The following is a 15,040-nucleotide window of genomic DNA, read 5'->3' as shown; positions in this document are numbered from 1 at the left end:
TCCCGACGGAGGGGCGCGTATGAGCGAGGGAACGCTCTACGACAAGGTCTGGGACGAGCACACCGTCACGACGCTCCCGACGGGTCAGACCCAGCTCTTCGTCGGCCTCCACCTCATCCACGAGGTGACGAGCCCGCAGGCGTTCGGGATGCTGCGCGAGCGCGACATCGACGTCGCCTACCCCGAGCTGACGCACGCGACCGTCGACCACATCGTCCCGACGGACGACCGCTCGCGGCCGTTCAAGAACGACGCCGCCGAGCGGATGATGGAGGAGCTCGAGGAGAACGTCCGGGACGCCGGCATCGAGTTCGACGACCCGACGACGGGCAATCAGGGCATCGTCCACGTCATCGGGCCGGAGCAGGGCATCACGACGCCCGGCAAGACCATCGTCTGTGGCGACTCGCACACGGCGACGCACGGCGCGTTCGGCGCCGTCGCGTTCGGCATCGGCACCTCGCAGATTCGGGACGTCCTCGCGACGCAGTGCATCGCGATGGAGAAGCAGAAGGTCCGACGCATCGAGGTCGAGGGCGAACTCGGTCCCGGCGTCGAGGCGAAGGACATCATCCTCGAGATCATCCGCCGGCTCGGGACCGACGGCGGCGTCGGCTACGTCTACGAGTACGGCGGCGAGGCCATCGAGAACCTCGGGATGGAGGGCCGCATGTCCATCTGCAACATGTCCATCGAGGGCGGCGCGCGCGCCGGCTACGTCAACCCCGACGAGACCACCTACGAGTGGCTCGCGGAGACCGACGAGTACGCCGACGACCCCGAGAAGTTCGAGCGCCACAAGGAGTACTGGGAGTCCATCCGCACCGACGACGACGCGGAGTACGACGACGTCGTCACCATCGACGCCTCCGACCTCGAACCGGTCGTCACGTGGGGGACCACTCCGGGTCAGGGCATCGGCATCACGGACCCCATCCCGGACCCCGAGGAGATGGAGTCCGGCGACGCGGACGTCGCGCGACGCGCGCAGGACCACATGCGCGTCGAACCCGGCGAGACGATGGAGGGCTACGACATCGACGTCGCCTTCCTCGGCTCCTGTACGAACGCCCGCCTGCCCGACCTGCGCGCCGCCGCGCGGATCGTCGAGGGCCGCGAGGTCGCGGACGACGTGCGCGCGTTCGTCGTCCCCGGCAGCCAGCGCGTGAAGGCCGCCGCCGAGGCCGAGGGCCTCGACGAGGTCTTCACCGAGGCCGGCTTCGACTGGCGCGACGCCGGCTGTTCGATGTGTCTCGGGATGAACGACGACCAGCTAGAGGGCGACGAGGCGTGTGCGTCCTCCTCGAACCGGAACTTCATCGGCCGACAGGGTTCGAAGGACGGCCGCACCGTCCTGATGAACCCGCGTATGGTCGCCGCCGCCGCCGTCACCGGGGAAGTGACTGACGTGCGCGACCTGAAGGAGGTGAGCCTCGCATGAGCGACCTCTCCGAGGGGCCGGCCGAGACCGTCGAGGAAGTGACCGGGAGCGGCATCCCGATTCGCGGGAACGACATCGACACCGACCAGATAATCCCCGCGCGCTTCATGAAGGTCGTCACGTTCGACGGCCTCGGCGAGTACGCCTTCTTCGACCAGCGCTTCGACGACGAGGACAACCAGAAGGACCACCCGTTCAACGAGGAGCGCTTCCAGGACGCGAACGTCCTCGTGGTGAACTCGAACTTCGGCTGTGGCTCCTCGCGCGAGCACGCCCCGCAGGCGCTGATGCGTTGGGGTATCGACGCGATCATCGGCGAGTCCTTCGCCGAAATCTTCGCGGGCAACTGCCTCGCGCTCGGCATCCCGACGCTCACGGCGGACCACGAGTCCATCAACGCCCTCCAGCAGTGGGTGGACGACCACCCGGACGAGGAACTGCACGTCGACGTCGTGCGCGAAGTCGTCGAGTACGACGGCACGGAGATGAGCGCGAACGTCGACAAGGCACAGCACAAGGCGCTCGTCGAGGGCGTCTGGGACACGACCGCGCTGATGGAGGCGAACGCGGCGGCGACGCGCGACGTGGCCGAGTCCCTCCCGTACGTCGAGTCCGACTCGCTTCCGGAGGCCGAGGCCGATGACTGAGGAGATCGTCGTCATCCCCGGCGACGGCATCGGCAAGGAGGTCGTCCCTGCGGCGGTCGACGTCCTGCAGGCCACGGGTATCGACTTCGAGTTCGTGGAGGCGACGGCCGGCGACCACGTCGCCGCCGAGGGCGGCGACCCGCTCCCCGAGGAGACGCGCGCGCTCGTCGCGGACGCGGACGCGACGCTGTTCGGCGCGGCCGGCGAGAGCGCGGCGGACGTCATCCTCCCGCTTCGTGACGCCGTCGGCTCCTTCGTGAACGTCCGGCCCGCGCGCACGTACCCGGGCGTGGACGCTGTGAAGCCCGACATGGACATCGTCTTTCTCCGCGAGAACACGGAGGGAGTCTACGCCGGCCACGAGTCGCGGCTCACGGACGACGTCTCGACGCTGACGCGCGTCGTCTCGAAGTCCGCGAGCGAGCGCCTCGCCGAGTACGCCTGCGATTACGCCCCGGACGGGTTCACGGTCGCCCACAAGGCGAACGTGATGCGCGAGACGGACGGGCTCTTCCGCGACACCGTGCAGTCGGTCGCCGAGGAGAACGGCGTCGAGACGGACGCCGCGCTGATGGACGCGCTCGCGATGCACCTCTGTCTGCGCCCCGAGGAGTACGAGGTCGTCGTCTGCCCGAACCTCGCTGGCGACGTCCTCTCCGACCTCGCCGCCGGCCTCGTGGGGGGGCTCGGCCTCCTGCCCTCCGCGAACATCGGCGAGGAGCGCGCGCTCTTCGAGCCCGTGCACGGTACCGCGCCGGACATCGCCGGGCAGGGCGTCGCGAACCCCTGCGCGACGGTGCTCTCGGCGGCGATGCTCCTCGACTACCTCGGCTACGAGGAGGAGGGCGACGCGGTGCGTGACGCCGTCGAGGACGGCCTCGCGCACGGCCCGCGCACGCCCGACCTCGGCGGTAACGCGTCCACCGCCGACGTGACGAACGACATCATCGAGCGGCTCTAAGCGCCGCCCCCGTTCGGTTTCTACTCGGTCTCCCGCCCGCCGAGCGACGCGTCTCTCCGTCGACGTCTCGCGCGACGAAACACGCGCTCGGGCGGCTTACTCGCCGAGTATCTCCGCGCCCGATCCGACCGTCGAGCGGTAGGCGCGCGCGTCCACGCCGGCGTCCTCGAACGCCTCGACCATCGCGGCGGCGACGGCGCGTTGGCGGGCGGGATAGCAGGCGGCGATGATGGCGGGGCCGGCGCCGCTGACGGTGACGCCAGTCGCGCCCGCGTCCGTCGCGGCCGCGCAGACGTCGTCGTAGCCGTCGATGAGTTTCGCGCGGGCGGGCGTGACGACGCGCTCGTCCATCCCGCGCCCGACGAGCGCCGGGTCGTCGCGCTGCATCCCTGCGGTGAGGGTGGCGGCGCTCCCGACGGTGTGGACGACGTCGTCCATCGCCGCGCTCTCGGGGACGACGCCGCGCGCGTCGCGCGTCGAGACGGCGATGTCGGGGAGGCACGCCACGAGGGGGACGTCCGCGTCGACGCTGAAGACGCCGTCCTCCCGGACGACGGTGAAGCCGCCGAGGATCGAGGGCGCGACGTTGTCGGCGTGCGCTTCGCCGGAGACGGCGGCTTCGCCCTCGGCGGCGACGCGGACGAGTTCGTCGCCGGTGAGGTTGCGCTCGTAGAGCGCGTCGAGCGCGACGGCGGTGGCGGCGGCGGAGGCGGCGCTGGAGCCCAGCCCAGAGGACGGGCGCACCCCCTTGTCGATGCGGATGTGCGCGGGCGCGTCGAGTTCACGGGCGACCACGCCGGCGGTGTTCTTCCGGGGGTCTTCGGGGATGTACTGCGCGCCCGCGCCCGAGACCTCGATAGTGGTCTCGTCGGCGCGTTCGACGCTGACGACGTCGGCGGGCCGGTCGAGCGCGACGCCGAAGACGTCGAACCCGCTCCCGAGGTTCGCACTCGTCGCGGGGGCACGGACCGTGAGCATGCGCGCCCGTACCGTACCGTGGGGGAAAAGGGTAGCGAACGCGCGGCGCGGCCGGAACGCCGCCGACCGTAACGCTAACCCGGACCGGCGACGCACTCTGTGCCATGATTGGCATCGTCGGCGGCGGCATCGCAGGGCTGGCGGCGGCCCGGCGTCTCCAGCGCGCCGGCCACGAGGTGACGGTGTTCGAGGCGTCCGAGCAGATCGGGGGGCTCGCGGCGACGTACGAGACGGCGGGCGACCCGCTGGAGAAGTTCTATCACCACCTCTCGGGCTCTGAGGGGACCATCGTCGACCTCATCGAGGAGCTCGGCCTCGGCGACGACCTGGAGTGGCCCATCGGGAAGAACGCCTACTACATCGACGGGACGATCCACCCGATGGACAAGCCGTGGGAGATCCTCGCGTTCCCCTACTGGAGCCTCTACGACACGTTCCGCTTGGGGATGCTCGTCCTCGATATCGACGTTCGCGGCGGCGTCCCGTCGTTCGACTCCTACGAGGACCTCGAGGACTACGAGGACGTCCCTGTCAAGGAGTTCTGCGTCGAGCACACCACCGAGAACGTCTACGAGACGTTCTTCGAGCCGCTCCTGGAGGCGAAGTTCGGCGAGCGCGCGGAGGACGTCTCGGCGGCGTGGCTCCTCGGGCGCATCAAGTTCCGGGGGGAGCGCGACCTGCTGAAGGGCGAGCCGCTGGGCTACCTGAAGGGCGGCTTCGGCCGCCTCCTCGACGAACTCCTCGACGACGTCGGGAGCGACACCGTGGAGACGGGCACGCGCGTGACGGACGTCGGCTACGGCGAGTCGGGCGTCGAGTCGCTGACGGCGGTAGGCCCCGACGGCGCGGCCGAGACGCACGACGTGGACGCGGTCGTCGTCGCGGCGATGCCGACCGTCCTCGAGGAACTCACCGGCTACGAGTGCGACATCGAGTTCCAGGGGACGGTCTGCTCGGTGATCTCGATGGAGGAGTCGCTGACGGACACCTACTGGCTGAACGTCGCGGACGACGCGCCGTTCGGCGCGCTCATCGAGCACACGAACTTCATCCACCAGTCGAACTACGGCGGCGAGCACCTCCTCTACGTCCCGAAGTACATCCAGAGCCCGGAGGACCCGGTCTGGCAGATGGACGACGAGGCGGTCGCGGAGACGTGGCTCGACGGCATCGAGGGCCTCTTCCCCGACTTCGAGCGCGAGTCGGTGAACTGGGTGCGGACGGCGCGCAACCCCCGGACGGCGCCGATCTACGAGCGCGGCTACCTCGACATGGTGGTGCCCTACGACCTCTCCGAGGCCGTCGCGGACGGCGTCTACTACGCGGGGATGGCGAGCGAGGCCCAGTACCCCGAGCGCTCGCTGAACGGCGGCATCGTCGCGGGCTACGAGGTCGCCGACCGGATCGCCGAGGAGTACTGATGGCCGAGGAACTCGTCGCCGGCTGCTGGTGGCTCGACCTCGGCGGAACGAACGCCTACCTCGTCGAGGACGGCGACGACCTCGTGCTCGTGGACGCCGGAATGCCGTGGCACGCCGACGACGTCCGCGCGGGCGTCCGCGACGCCGGCTACGACCTCGCGGACGTGACGCGGGTGTTCGTGACGCACTACGACATCGACCACGTCGGCGGCCTCCGCTCGCTCGACCTCGACGCGCCGGTCCACGTCGGCGCGAAGGACGCCGACTTCCTGACCGGGCGACGCCGGCCGCCGCTCTCGAACCGGAAGGGGCTCTTTCAGCGCGTCACGGGCCTGTTGGCGCCGACGCTCACGGACGTCGCGTACGTCGCGGACGGCGACGAAATCGGGAGTTTCACCGCGTTCGCGACGCCCGGGCACACGCCGGGGCACGTCGCCTACGTCTCGCGCGAGCGGGGCGTCGCCTTCCTCGGCGACCTCGTGCGCGAGGCCGACGGCGCGCTCGAACCGTCGCCGTGGGCGCTGAGCTACGACACCGGCGACGTCCGCGAGAGCATCGCCTCCCTCGTGCGCGAGTCGCCGGCGTTCGACGTGGCGTGCGTCGGCCACGGGACGCCGCTCGTCACCGGCGGGAAGAAGGCGCTCGCCGGCGCGCTCGGGTAGTCGGCCGTCAGTCGGTACCGGGGGCGTCCTCGACGTCGACGTGCTCCGGTTCCTCGGCGCTCCCGCGGTGCGTCTCGCCGTCGTCGCCCTCGACGTAGACGTCGTCCGCGAAGCCGCCCTCGGCGTGCGGGAACTCGCCGTCCTTGAGGCGTTCGGGCGTCGCCGGCGCCTCCGGGAGGCCGCCCTCGGGCGCGAACTCGCCGAGCGGGTCCTCGACGGTGATGTCGTGTGCCTCGAAGAACTCGCGGTGGCGCTCGTAGTGGGCGTCGACTTCCTCGGGGGGGAACTCCATCATCTCCGCCCAGCCGTGGTTGTAGAAGTCGAAGGTGGCGACGATGTGCGTCATCTCGCGGGCGACGGCCTCCTCGTAGCCGGCCTGGAGCGCGGCGAGGTACATCTCCGTGGAGGCGTCGAAGAACGCCTCGAGGTGCGGGATGCGCTCGTCGGTGTGCTCGTCGTCCGCCCAGCCGCCGAAGACGGAGACGTGGACGTCCACGAGTTTCTCGTGGACCATCTCGCCGACGCCCGGCATCTCCAGCGCCTTCCGTGCCGCGAAGTGGGTGACGTTCTGCCGTAGTTTCATGTCCGCTGATTCGGCCGCGAGATACAAAGTCCTACCCGTGTCGGCGGATTCGTGCCACACTCCGGTAACGTGTGCCGGGACCATAGACGGATAGCAATCCACTTTAACCCGGAACGCACAGTGCCAGTATGAGCGAGTCGTTCGTGATAATCGGCGACGGGGTCGCCGGCAGTTCCGCGGCGGAGACCATCCGCGAACGCGCCCCCGAGGCCGACGTCACCGTCGTCACAGACGAGGGCGAAGCCCTGTACAACCGCATCCTCATCAAGGAGTTCGCGAAGGGGAAGCTCCCCGAAGCCCCCATCTCCATCCACGACGAGTCGTGGTACGATGAGCGCGACATCGACCTCCAGTTGAACACGCTCGTCACGGGCGTGGACGTGGACGGGCACGTCGTCCACACGCACGAGGGCGACGACCTCGAGTACGACAAACTCCTCGTCGCGACCGGCGGGACGCCGACCCAACTCCCCGTCGAGAACAGTGATGCCGAGGGCATCCACCACTTCTGGACGTTCGAGGACGCCCGCCACATCCGCGAGCACGCCGAGGACGCCGACGAAGGCACCATCGTCGGCGCGGGACTGCTCGGCATCGACCTCGCCGCCATCTGCGCCGCCCAGGACATCGACGCAAAGTACCTGATGCGCGGGGACCGCTGGTGGCGCTACGCCCTCAGCGAGGACGGCGCGGAGATCATCCACGACGCGCTCGCGGAGAAGGGCATCGAGCCGGTCTTCGACTCGGGTGCGTCGCGCTTCGAGACGGACGACGACGGGCACGTCGTCGCGACCATCGACGGCAACGGCGAGCGCTACGAGTCGGACTTCGTCGGCGTCGCCATCGGCCTGAACTTCAACGTCGAGTTCCTCCAGGACACCGCCGTCGAGATGGACGACGGCATCGTCGTCGACGAGTACATGCGCACGGGCGCCGAGGACGTCTTCGCGGCCGGCGACATCACCCAGTTCTACGACACCATCCGCGACACGCGCGCGCAGAACGGTTCGTGGGGCTCCGCGAAACAGCAGGGCTCCGTCGCCGGGCACGCGATGGTCGCCGACGACGTCGAGGACGCCGTGGACGAGTTCCGCTGGGTGTCCTCCTACTCCATCACCCACTTCGACTTCCCGTTCCTCTCCTTCGGCTTCCCGACGGACGGCGACGAGCACGTCGAGCGCAAGTACTCGGAGACCGAGTGGCGCCGGCTCGCCTTCGAGGACGGGAAGCTCATCGGCGGCGTCCTCATCGGCAACCTCGCGCCGCAGTCGAAGTACAAGCAGCTCATCCGTGGCGAGGCCGACGTCGCGGACCAGTCCGACGTCCTCCTGCAGGAGAACTTCGAGCTCGAAGAGCTCGACGTCGACCTGTAGGAGCCCGACGTCCCTCGCCGCCACCCCGGATTCACGACCGGTCTCGCTGCCGAACGCCCCCTTTTGTCGCTCGCGCTCGTCGGGCGGCCTCCATGCGCACGACGCTCGCCACCGACCCCGTGCGTCGCGTGAGCGCCGAGGCACGCGTTCGCATTACGAACTAGCCGCGCACGCCGGGCGTCGTCGCGGCCCCCTGTCGCCCCGACCGAAGCCGTTTTCCACGCGAGCGGCCCATTCCCTAGGTATGAGCATGAGCGGCGGGAGCACGGACATGACGCTCGCCTTCGAGCTGTCCGCGCTCAAGCGACTCGCGAAGCCCGGGACGGCGTTCGCGGACGCCCGGCAGTGGACGGAGTACGTCGGCGTCGTGAGCGACGAACCGACGTACGTCGTGACGAACTTCACGCGCAAGCGCCGCATCAGACAGGACTTCTTCTCCGGCCCGAAGTCGAAGCGCGAGAGCCTCGAGAACGTGAAGTCGCAGTTCGAGACGGACCGCCACGTCTTCGTCGGCACCGGCGAGGCCGACGAGGAGCTCGCGGCCGAGACGGGCTGGGAGTACCTCGCGCTCGAGGACGCGGCGGCGGCCGCGGACTGGGAGCTCGGCGAGGACGGCGAGGACGCGACGGCGGCCGGGGAGCCGGAGCGCGACGACTGGCCCTGACGATGGCGGGGCCGCGCGTTCCCGACGCCGGCGACGGCGCCGACGACGGCACCGTCACGCTCCCGTGTGGCGAGTCCGTCCACCGGGGCGAGTTCGACCTCGGGATGCGCGAGTACGAGTGCGCGTGCGGGGAGCGCCACGCGGTCGTGATGGACATGCATCCGCCCTCGCGCTTCGTCCCGGAGGACGTCGTCGAGGTGTTGCGCGCGAGCGTGACGCCGAGCGACGACGACGCCTTCGAGGAGTTCGGCACCCCCCACCTGATGGGGAGCGTCATGGAGGAGTTCCCCGAGGAGGTGGTGGTCGTCGACGCGAGCAAGGACGGCACCGTGGGGTACGCGCTCCTCTGGGTGGCCGCGTTCGACGCCCGCACGCTCCACGAGCACGTCGTCGAACTCGTCGTCGAGTTGATGGAGCACGCGGTGAGCCACACGCGCGACGACGGCGCGCAGGGCGAGTTCGAGACGCAGATGCTCGACTTCGACGTCGAGGGGTTCGTCGACGCCTATCGGAGCGAGCGCGAGTGGGAGCGCGAGCGGTAGGCGCTCTCCCGCGTTCCCCGTTCGAGTTCTTTGCTGACGTCGATGGCCGGTAGCGCGCTCGCCGCGCGCACTCGCGGACGCTCGCCGCCGGCGTTACGATTTTCGTAATCCGATTACGAGATTTGCACTCTTTCGTTTCGCTTATTACGATGTACGCATTCGACCTAGCTACACATGAGTGACGACCGGACCGTCCTCCTCATTGGGAGCGGCCCGATACAGATCGGCCAGGCGGCAGAGTTCGACTACTCCGGCGCGCAGGCGTGTCGCGCCCTCCAAGAGGAGGGTGCCCGAGTCGTCCTCGTCAACTCCAACCCCGCCACCATCATGACGGACCCCGAGATGGCGGACGAGGTCTACATCGAACCCATCACCGTCGAGGCCATCGCGGAGGTCATCGCGAAGGAGAACCCCGACGGCGTCATCGCCGGCCTCGGCGGGCAAACGGGATTGAACGTCACCGCCGAGCTCGCCGAGGAGGGCGTCCTCGACGAGTACGACGTCGAGATCATGGGGACGCCGCTCGACACCATCTACGCGACCGAGGACCGCGACCTCTTCCGCAAGCGCATGGAGAACCTCGGTCAGCCCGTCCCGCGCTCGACCACCATCTCGCTCGACGAGGGCGAGTCCGTCCAGGCGCTCGACGACGACGACATCGCCGAGCGCGTCGAGGACGCCGTCGACGCGGTCGGCGGCCTCCCCGTCATCTCCCGCACGACGTACACGCTCGGGGGGTCGGGCTCCGGCGTCGTCGAGGAGATGGACGAGCTGAAGTCGCGCGTCCGCAAGGGCCTGCGCCTCTCGCGGAACTCGGAAGTGCTCATCACGGAGTCCATCTCCGGGTGGGTCGAACTCGAGTACGAGGTGATGCGCGACGCCGGGGACTCCACCGTCATCATCTGCAACATGGAGAACATCGACCCGATGGGCATCCACACCGGCGAGAGCACGGTCGTGACGCCCAGTCAGGTCATCCCGGACGACGGCCACCAGGAGATGCGCGACGCCGCGCTCGAAGTCATCCGCGACCTCGGTATCGAGGGCGGCTGTAACATCCAGTTCGCGTGGCACGACGACGGCACCCCGGGCGGCGAATACAGAGTGGTGGAGGTGAACCCGCGCGTCTCGCGCTCCTCGGCGCTCGCCTCGAAGGCGACCGGCTACCCCATCGCGCGCGTCACCGCGAAGGTCGCGCTCGGCAAGCGCCTCCACGAGATCACGAACGAGATCACGGGCGAGACCACCGCCGCCTTCGAGCCCGCCATCGACTACGTCGTCACGAAGGTGCCGCGCTGGCCCAAGGACAAGTTCGACGACGTCGACTTCACGCTCGGCACCGCGATGAAGAGCACGGGCGAGGCGATGGCCATCGGGCGCACCTTCGAGGAGTCGCTGCTGAAGGCGATGCGTTCGAGCGAGTACGAACCCGACGTCGACTGGGCGGCCCTCAGCGACGCGGAGCTCGAGGAGCGCTACGTCGCGCGCCCGAGTCCCGACCGCCCGTACGCGATCTTCGAGGCGTTCGACCGCGGTTACTCCGTCGACGAGATCGTCGAGCTGACGGGCATCGAGGAGTGGTACGTCGAGCGCTTCGCGCGGGTCGCCGACGCCGCCGACGGCGCGAAGCACGGCGAGTTCACGGACGCCGCCATCGAGGGCTTCACGAACCACGAGATCACGGCGCTCGCGGGCGGCGAGTTCGCGGACACCCACGAGTCGTGGCTGCCCGCCGACGTCGACCACGGCCCTGACGAGGACGAACCCGAGGCGCGTCCGGACGGCGCGGGCGTCACCATCGACGACGTCGAGGCCGACGTCCCGGGTCGCACCTACAAGCAGGTCGACACCTGCGCGGGCGAGTTCGAGGCGCGGACGCCCTACTACTACTCCTCGCGCAAGCCCGAGTGGTTCAGCGGCCCCTTCGAGGGCGAGTCCGCAGGCGGCGAACTCCGCGTCGACCACGACACCGACTCCGTCGTCGTCGTCGGCGGCGGCCCCATCCGCATCGGGCAGGGCGTCGAGTTCGACTACTGCTCCGTCCACGCGGTGCGCGCGCTCCGCGAGGAGGGCGTCGAGGCCCACGTCGTCAACAACAACCCCGAGACCGTCAGCACGGACTACGACACCTCTGATGGGCTGTTCTTCGAACCCATCACCGCCGAGGAGGTCGCGGACGTCGTCGAGGCGACGGGCGCGGACGGCGTGATGGTCCAGTTCGGCGGCCAGACGTCCGTGAACGTCGCGGACGAACTCGAGGCCGAGATCGACCGCCGCGGCCTCGACGCCTCCATCCTCGGCACGAGCGTCGAGGCGATGGACCTCGCGGAGGACCGCGACCGCTTCAACGTCCTCATGGACTCCCTCGGAATCAGCCAGCCCGACGGCGGGACGGCGTTCAGCGAGTCCGAGGCGCTCGACCTCGCACACGACCTCGGTTATCCCGTGCTCGTCCGGCCGTCCTACGTCCTCGGCGGGCGCGCGATGGAGGTCGTCCACAGCGACGCCGAGCTGACGGAGTACATCGAGGAGGCCGTCCGCGTCTCCCCGGACAAACCCATCCTCGTCGACGAGTTCCTCGCCGACGCGGTCGAACTCGACGTCGACGCCGTCGCGGACGGCGAGGACGTCCTCATCGGCGGCGTGATGGAGCACGTCGAGGCCGCCGGCGTCCACAGCGGGGACTCCGCGTGCGTCATCCCGCCGCGCAACCTCGACGAGGAGACGCTCGGCCGCGTCCGCGAGGTCGTCGAGGAAATCGCGCGCGCCCTCGAAACCGTCGGCCTCCTCAACGTCCAGCTCGCCGTGAAGGACGGCGAGGTGTACGTGCTGGAGGCGAACCCGCGTAGCTCGCGCACCGTGCCGTTCGTCTCGAAGGCGACCGGCGTCCCCATCGCGAAGCTCGCCGCGAAGGTCATGGCCGGCCAGTCCCTCGCCGACCTCGACGTCGAGGAGGGCATCCCCGAGGAGTACAGCGTGAAGGAGGTCGTCCTGCCGTTCGACCGCCTCGAGGGCGCCGACCCGCGCCTCGGCCCCGAGATGAAGTCCACGGGCGAGGTCATGGGCACCGCGCGCACCTTCGGGAAGGCCTACGAGAAGGCCCAGTCCGCCGCCGGCAACGACCTCCCGGAGGGCGGCGTCGCGGTCGTCGACTTCGACATCGAGGGCTTCGCGGAGTACTACGACGTCCAGTCCTTCGACGACGTCCCCGAGGCCATCCGCACGGACAAAATCGACCTCTACGTCGGCGACGACGTCGACGCGCTCCGGACCGCCGTCGAGGAGGACTTCCCCTACATCTCCACGGTCGCGAGCGCGAAGGCGAGCCTCGAAGCGCTCGCGCACCGCGACGACGACCTCGACGTCGAATCCGTCAGCTCGCGCCCCATCACGAACGCGAAGTGGGGCGGCCGCGACGAGTAAGCGCGTCCACACCCCGTTCGCGTCCCCCTGAGCGGGGACGACGCTTTAGTGACCCGGACGCGAGACGGCGGACATGCCGCTCGAATCGTGGGCGCCCGAGGCCACGTTCGCGCTCGACCTCTTCACGCTCCTCGCGACCACCGTCGCGTCCGTCTTCTCGACCATCGCCGCGCTCGGCTTTCGCGGGACGCCGTGGGGGCGGACGCTCGCGCCGCTCCCCGTCGTCTTCGTCGCGCTGACCGTCTCGACGACCGTCACAATCCATCCCGCGACGCCGCCACACGGCGGCTGGGTCGCCTCCGTCTGTTGGCTCGTCGCCGTCGCCGCCATCGCGGTGACGTGCTGGCGGTTCGTCTCCCTCACCGCCGAACTGGAGGTGTCGGCGTGACGCCCGAAATCGCCCTCTGGGGGGTGGCCGTCGTCGTCCTCGTCGCGCTCTGCGTCGCCTTCGCCTATCCGCTCCTCGCGTACTCGCACAACGTCCTCTACCGCGAGGGGGTCCTCCTCTTCACCGTCGCGCTCGCCTGCCTGAGCGCGGGCGCCCTCCTTGAGCTCCTCGTCGCCGTCGGCGTGCTCGACGTGGTACTGCGCGTCCTCGCGTACGTCTTCTACGCGGCGAGCGGCGCGGTCAGCGTCGCCGCGACGTGGCGCTTCGCGCGCGAGTTCATCGACCTCGGGGGCGACGCGCACGTCGACGTCGAGAGCGACGAGTACGTCGGGGGGTTCGAGAATGAGCGCTGACCCGGTCGACGACGGCGCGCCCCTCGCGGACCTCTCCGCCGGCTCGGTCGCGCTCTACACGCTCCCGTCGGGCGAGCGCCCGCTGTCGGCGATTCCGCGCGCGGGCTTCGAGAACCTGCTCGTGCTCTCGACGTCGGCCGACCTCGAGCGCCTCGAGCGCGCGGTCGTGGAACGCGGCGGCGACCCCGCCCACGTCGGCGTCGTCCCGGTCACGGGGACGACCGTGGACTACGACGGGGCGCTGTGGACGACCGAGCGCGCGAACCCGAGCGACCTCACGGGCATCAGCATCCGCTTCTCGGAGGCGTTCGCACACGTCCGTCCGGGTGTCGGCTGGGTCGTCGTCGACAACCTCGGCGTCCTCTCGATGTACGTCTCCGAGGAGCGGCTGTTCCGCTTCGTCGAGTCGATAACGAGCGCGACCCGCGAGCGGAACGCGCACTGCGTGCTCGCGGCGACCGAGGGCGTCCTCGGGGAGCGCACGCTCGCGCGCCTCGAGGGGCTGACGGACAGGACGGTGTCCGCGCGCTAGTTGACGGTCAGCGCCGCGCGGTCCTCGGCGAGCGCGAGCACGTCGTCGAAGAAGTCGAGGGTGTCGTGCGGGCCGGGGTTCGCCTCGGGATGGTACTGGCGGGTGAGGACGCCGTACTCCTCGCTGTCGATGCCCTCCGGCGTGTCGTCGTTGACGTTGACCTGCGTGACGGTGAGGTCGCCGGGTTCGTCGACGGTGTAGCCGTGGTTCTGCGTCGTCATGACGACGCGCCCGGTCTCGTGGTCGAGGACGGGCTGGTTGACGCCGCGATGGCCGAACGTCATCTTCTCGGTGGTGCCGCCGAACGCGCGGGCGACGACCTGCTGGCCGAGGCAGATGCCGGCGATGGGGAGGTCGCCCTTGAAGTGGGTGACGAGGTCCTCGGTGGCCTCGAAGTTCGCGGGGTCGCCGGGGCCGTTCGAGATGAAGAGGACGTCCGGGTCGAGGTCCGCGACCGCCTCGGCGGAGACGTCGTAGGGCAGGACGTGGACGTCGGCGTTGCGCGCGGTGAGCGAGTCCACGATGGAGCCCTTCGCGCCGCAGTCGACGAGCGCGACGCGCGGGCCGGAGCCCTCGTGGTGGACGGGTTCGTCGACGCTGACGCGCTCGCCGATGTCCGTGATGTCGCTCATGTGCGGGCAGCTCTCGAGTTGCGCCTTCGCCTCCTCGGGGGAGGCCTCGGGGCCGGCGGAGACGCCGACCTTCATCGCGCCACGGTCGCGGATGTCCGTCACGAGGTCGCGGGTATCGACGTGGTCGACGCCGGGGACGCCCTCGGCCTCGAGCCACTCGGCGACGTCGTCCGTCATCTCGCGCGCGACGACGGCGTGCGGGTGGACGCGATCCGACTCGAAGCGCTCCTCTCGGACGCCGTAGTTCCCGATGAGCGGGTACGCGAAGGTGAGCACTTGCGCTTCGTAGGACGGGTCAGTGAGGCTCTCCTCGTAGCCCGTGTACGCGGTCGTGAACACGAGTTCGCCCTGGGCGGCGCCCGGGGCGCGTGCGCGCGCTTCGACTACGTCCCCCGTTTCGAGGGCGAGATAGGCGTCCGACATTACGAGAAACGAACGAA

At 69.8% G+C, this 15,040-nt stretch carries 15 protein-coding genes; 12 read left to right on the top strand and 3 right to left on the bottom strand.

The genetic code is table 11. From position 1 onward, the window contains the following. The first annotated feature begins 19 nt into the window (after positions 1-19). Genes leuC through EFA46_RS00890 form a run of 3 tightly spaced genes read left to right on the top strand, consistent with a single transcriptional unit; the run spans position 20 to position 3,049 of the window. Entirely contained in the window at positions 20-1,441 is a 1,422-nt protein-coding gene (gene leuC / locus EFA46_RS00900) for a 3-isopropylmalate dehydratase large subunit (protein ID WP_123075648.1), read from the top strand. Further along, positions 1,438-2,088 (top strand): 3-isopropylmalate dehydratase small subunit, encoded by a 651-nt coding sequence (gene leuD, locus EFA46_RS00895; RefSeq protein ID WP_123075650.1) that lies wholly within the window; start codon positions 1,438-1,440, stop codon positions 2,086-2,088. Before leuC ends, leuD begins: the two co-directional genes overlap by 4 nt. Then, positions 2,081-3,049: an isocitrate/isopropylmalate dehydrogenase family protein gene (locus EFA46_RS00890; RefSeq protein ID WP_123075652.1), complete on the top strand. Its 969-nt coding sequence runs from the start codon at positions 2,081-2,083 to the stop codon at positions 3,047-3,049. Before leuD ends, EFA46_RS00890 begins: the two co-directional genes overlap by 8 nt. Before the next feature lie 96 nt (positions 3,050-3,145). Here EFA46_RS00890 and EFA46_RS00885 read toward each other — a convergent pair whose 3' ends face one another. After that, the gene (locus EFA46_RS00885) at positions 3,146-4,027 is read right to left on the bottom strand and encodes a homoserine kinase (protein ID WP_123075654.1); all 882 of its coding nucleotides are present in this window, start codon (positions 4,025-4,027) and stop codon (positions 3,146-3,148) included. 104 nt (positions 4,028-4,131) lie between these two features. Here EFA46_RS00885 and EFA46_RS00880 point away from each other — a divergent pair, with 104 nt between their 5' ends. After that, positions 4,132-5,448, top strand: a complete 1,317-nt coding sequence (locus tag EFA46_RS00880; protein WP_123075656.1) for an NAD(P)/FAD-dependent oxidoreductase — start codon at positions 4,132-4,134, stop codon at positions 5,446-5,448. Beyond that, entirely contained in the window at positions 5,448-6,110 is a 663-nt protein-coding gene (locus tag EFA46_RS00875) for an MBL fold metallo-hydrolase (protein WP_123075658.1), read from the top strand. Before EFA46_RS00880 ends, EFA46_RS00875 begins: the two co-directional genes overlap by 1 nt. 7 nt (positions 6,111-6,117) lie before the next feature. Here EFA46_RS00875 and EFA46_RS00870 read toward each other — a convergent pair whose 3' ends face one another. Next, positions 6,118-6,693 (bottom strand): DUF6149 family protein, encoded by a 576-nt coding sequence (locus tag EFA46_RS00870; protein WP_123075660.1) that lies wholly within the window; start codon positions 6,691-6,693, stop codon positions 6,118-6,120. 128 nt (positions 6,694-6,821) lie between these two features. Between EFA46_RS00870 and EFA46_RS00865 the strand changes: the two genes are divergently transcribed. From EFA46_RS00865 to EFA46_RS00835, 7 genes are all read left to right on the top strand, one after another. Further along, positions 6,822-8,066, top strand: coding sequence for an NAD(P)/FAD-dependent oxidoreductase (locus EFA46_RS00865; RefSeq protein WP_123075662.1), 1,245 nt, complete (start codon positions 6,822-6,824; stop codon positions 8,064-8,066). Between the two features lie 250 nt (positions 8,067-8,316). After that, entirely contained in the window at positions 8,317-8,730 is a 414-nt protein-coding gene (locus tag EFA46_RS00860; RefSeq protein WP_123077338.1) for a hypothetical protein, read from the top strand. Between the two features lie 2 nt (positions 8,731-8,732). Further along, positions 8,733-9,272, top strand: a complete 540-nt coding sequence (locus tag EFA46_RS00855; protein WP_123075664.1) for a DUF5815 family protein — start codon at positions 8,733-8,735, stop codon at positions 9,270-9,272. Between the two features lie 174 nt (positions 9,273-9,446). Further along, the gene (carB, locus tag EFA46_RS00850) at positions 9,447-12,695 is read left to right on the top strand and encodes a carbamoyl-phosphate synthase large subunit (protein WP_123075666.1); all 3,249 of its coding nucleotides are present in this window, start codon (positions 9,447-9,449) and stop codon (positions 12,693-12,695) included. A 73-nt stretch (positions 12,696-12,768) separates the two neighbouring features. Next, positions 12,769-13,083, top strand: coding sequence for a hypothetical protein (locus EFA46_RS00845; protein WP_123075668.1), 315 nt, complete (start codon positions 12,769-12,771; stop codon positions 13,081-13,083). Continuing rightward, positions 13,080-13,436 carry a hypothetical protein gene (locus EFA46_RS00840; protein ID WP_123075670.1) on the top strand — a complete coding sequence of 119 codons (357 nt, stop codon included), beginning with the start codon at positions 13,080-13,082 and terminating at the stop codon, positions 13,434-13,436. Before EFA46_RS00845 ends, EFA46_RS00840 begins: the two co-directional genes overlap by 4 nt. Further along, positions 13,426-13,968, top strand: a complete 543-nt coding sequence (locus EFA46_RS00835; protein WP_123075672.1) for a hypothetical protein — start codon at positions 13,426-13,428, stop codon at positions 13,966-13,968. Before EFA46_RS00840 ends, EFA46_RS00835 begins: the two co-directional genes overlap by 11 nt. Here the strand turns inward: EFA46_RS00835 and carA are convergent. Beyond that, entirely contained in the window at positions 13,965-15,023 is a 1,059-nt protein-coding gene (gene carA, locus EFA46_RS00830; protein WP_123075674.1) for a glutamine-hydrolyzing carbamoyl-phosphate synthase small subunit, read from the bottom strand. The two genes, EFA46_RS00835 and carA, sit on opposite strands and share 4 nt — an antisense overlap. Positions 15,024-15,040: the final 17 nt, after the last annotated feature.

Source organism: Halarchaeum sp. CBA1220, from assembly GCF_003721175.2.
GTDB classification, from domain to species: domain Archaea; phylum Halobacteriota; class Halobacteria; order Halobacteriales; family Halobacteriaceae; genus Halarchaeum; species Halarchaeum grantii.
This window is presented reverse-complemented; position numbering and strand designations above follow the sequence as displayed.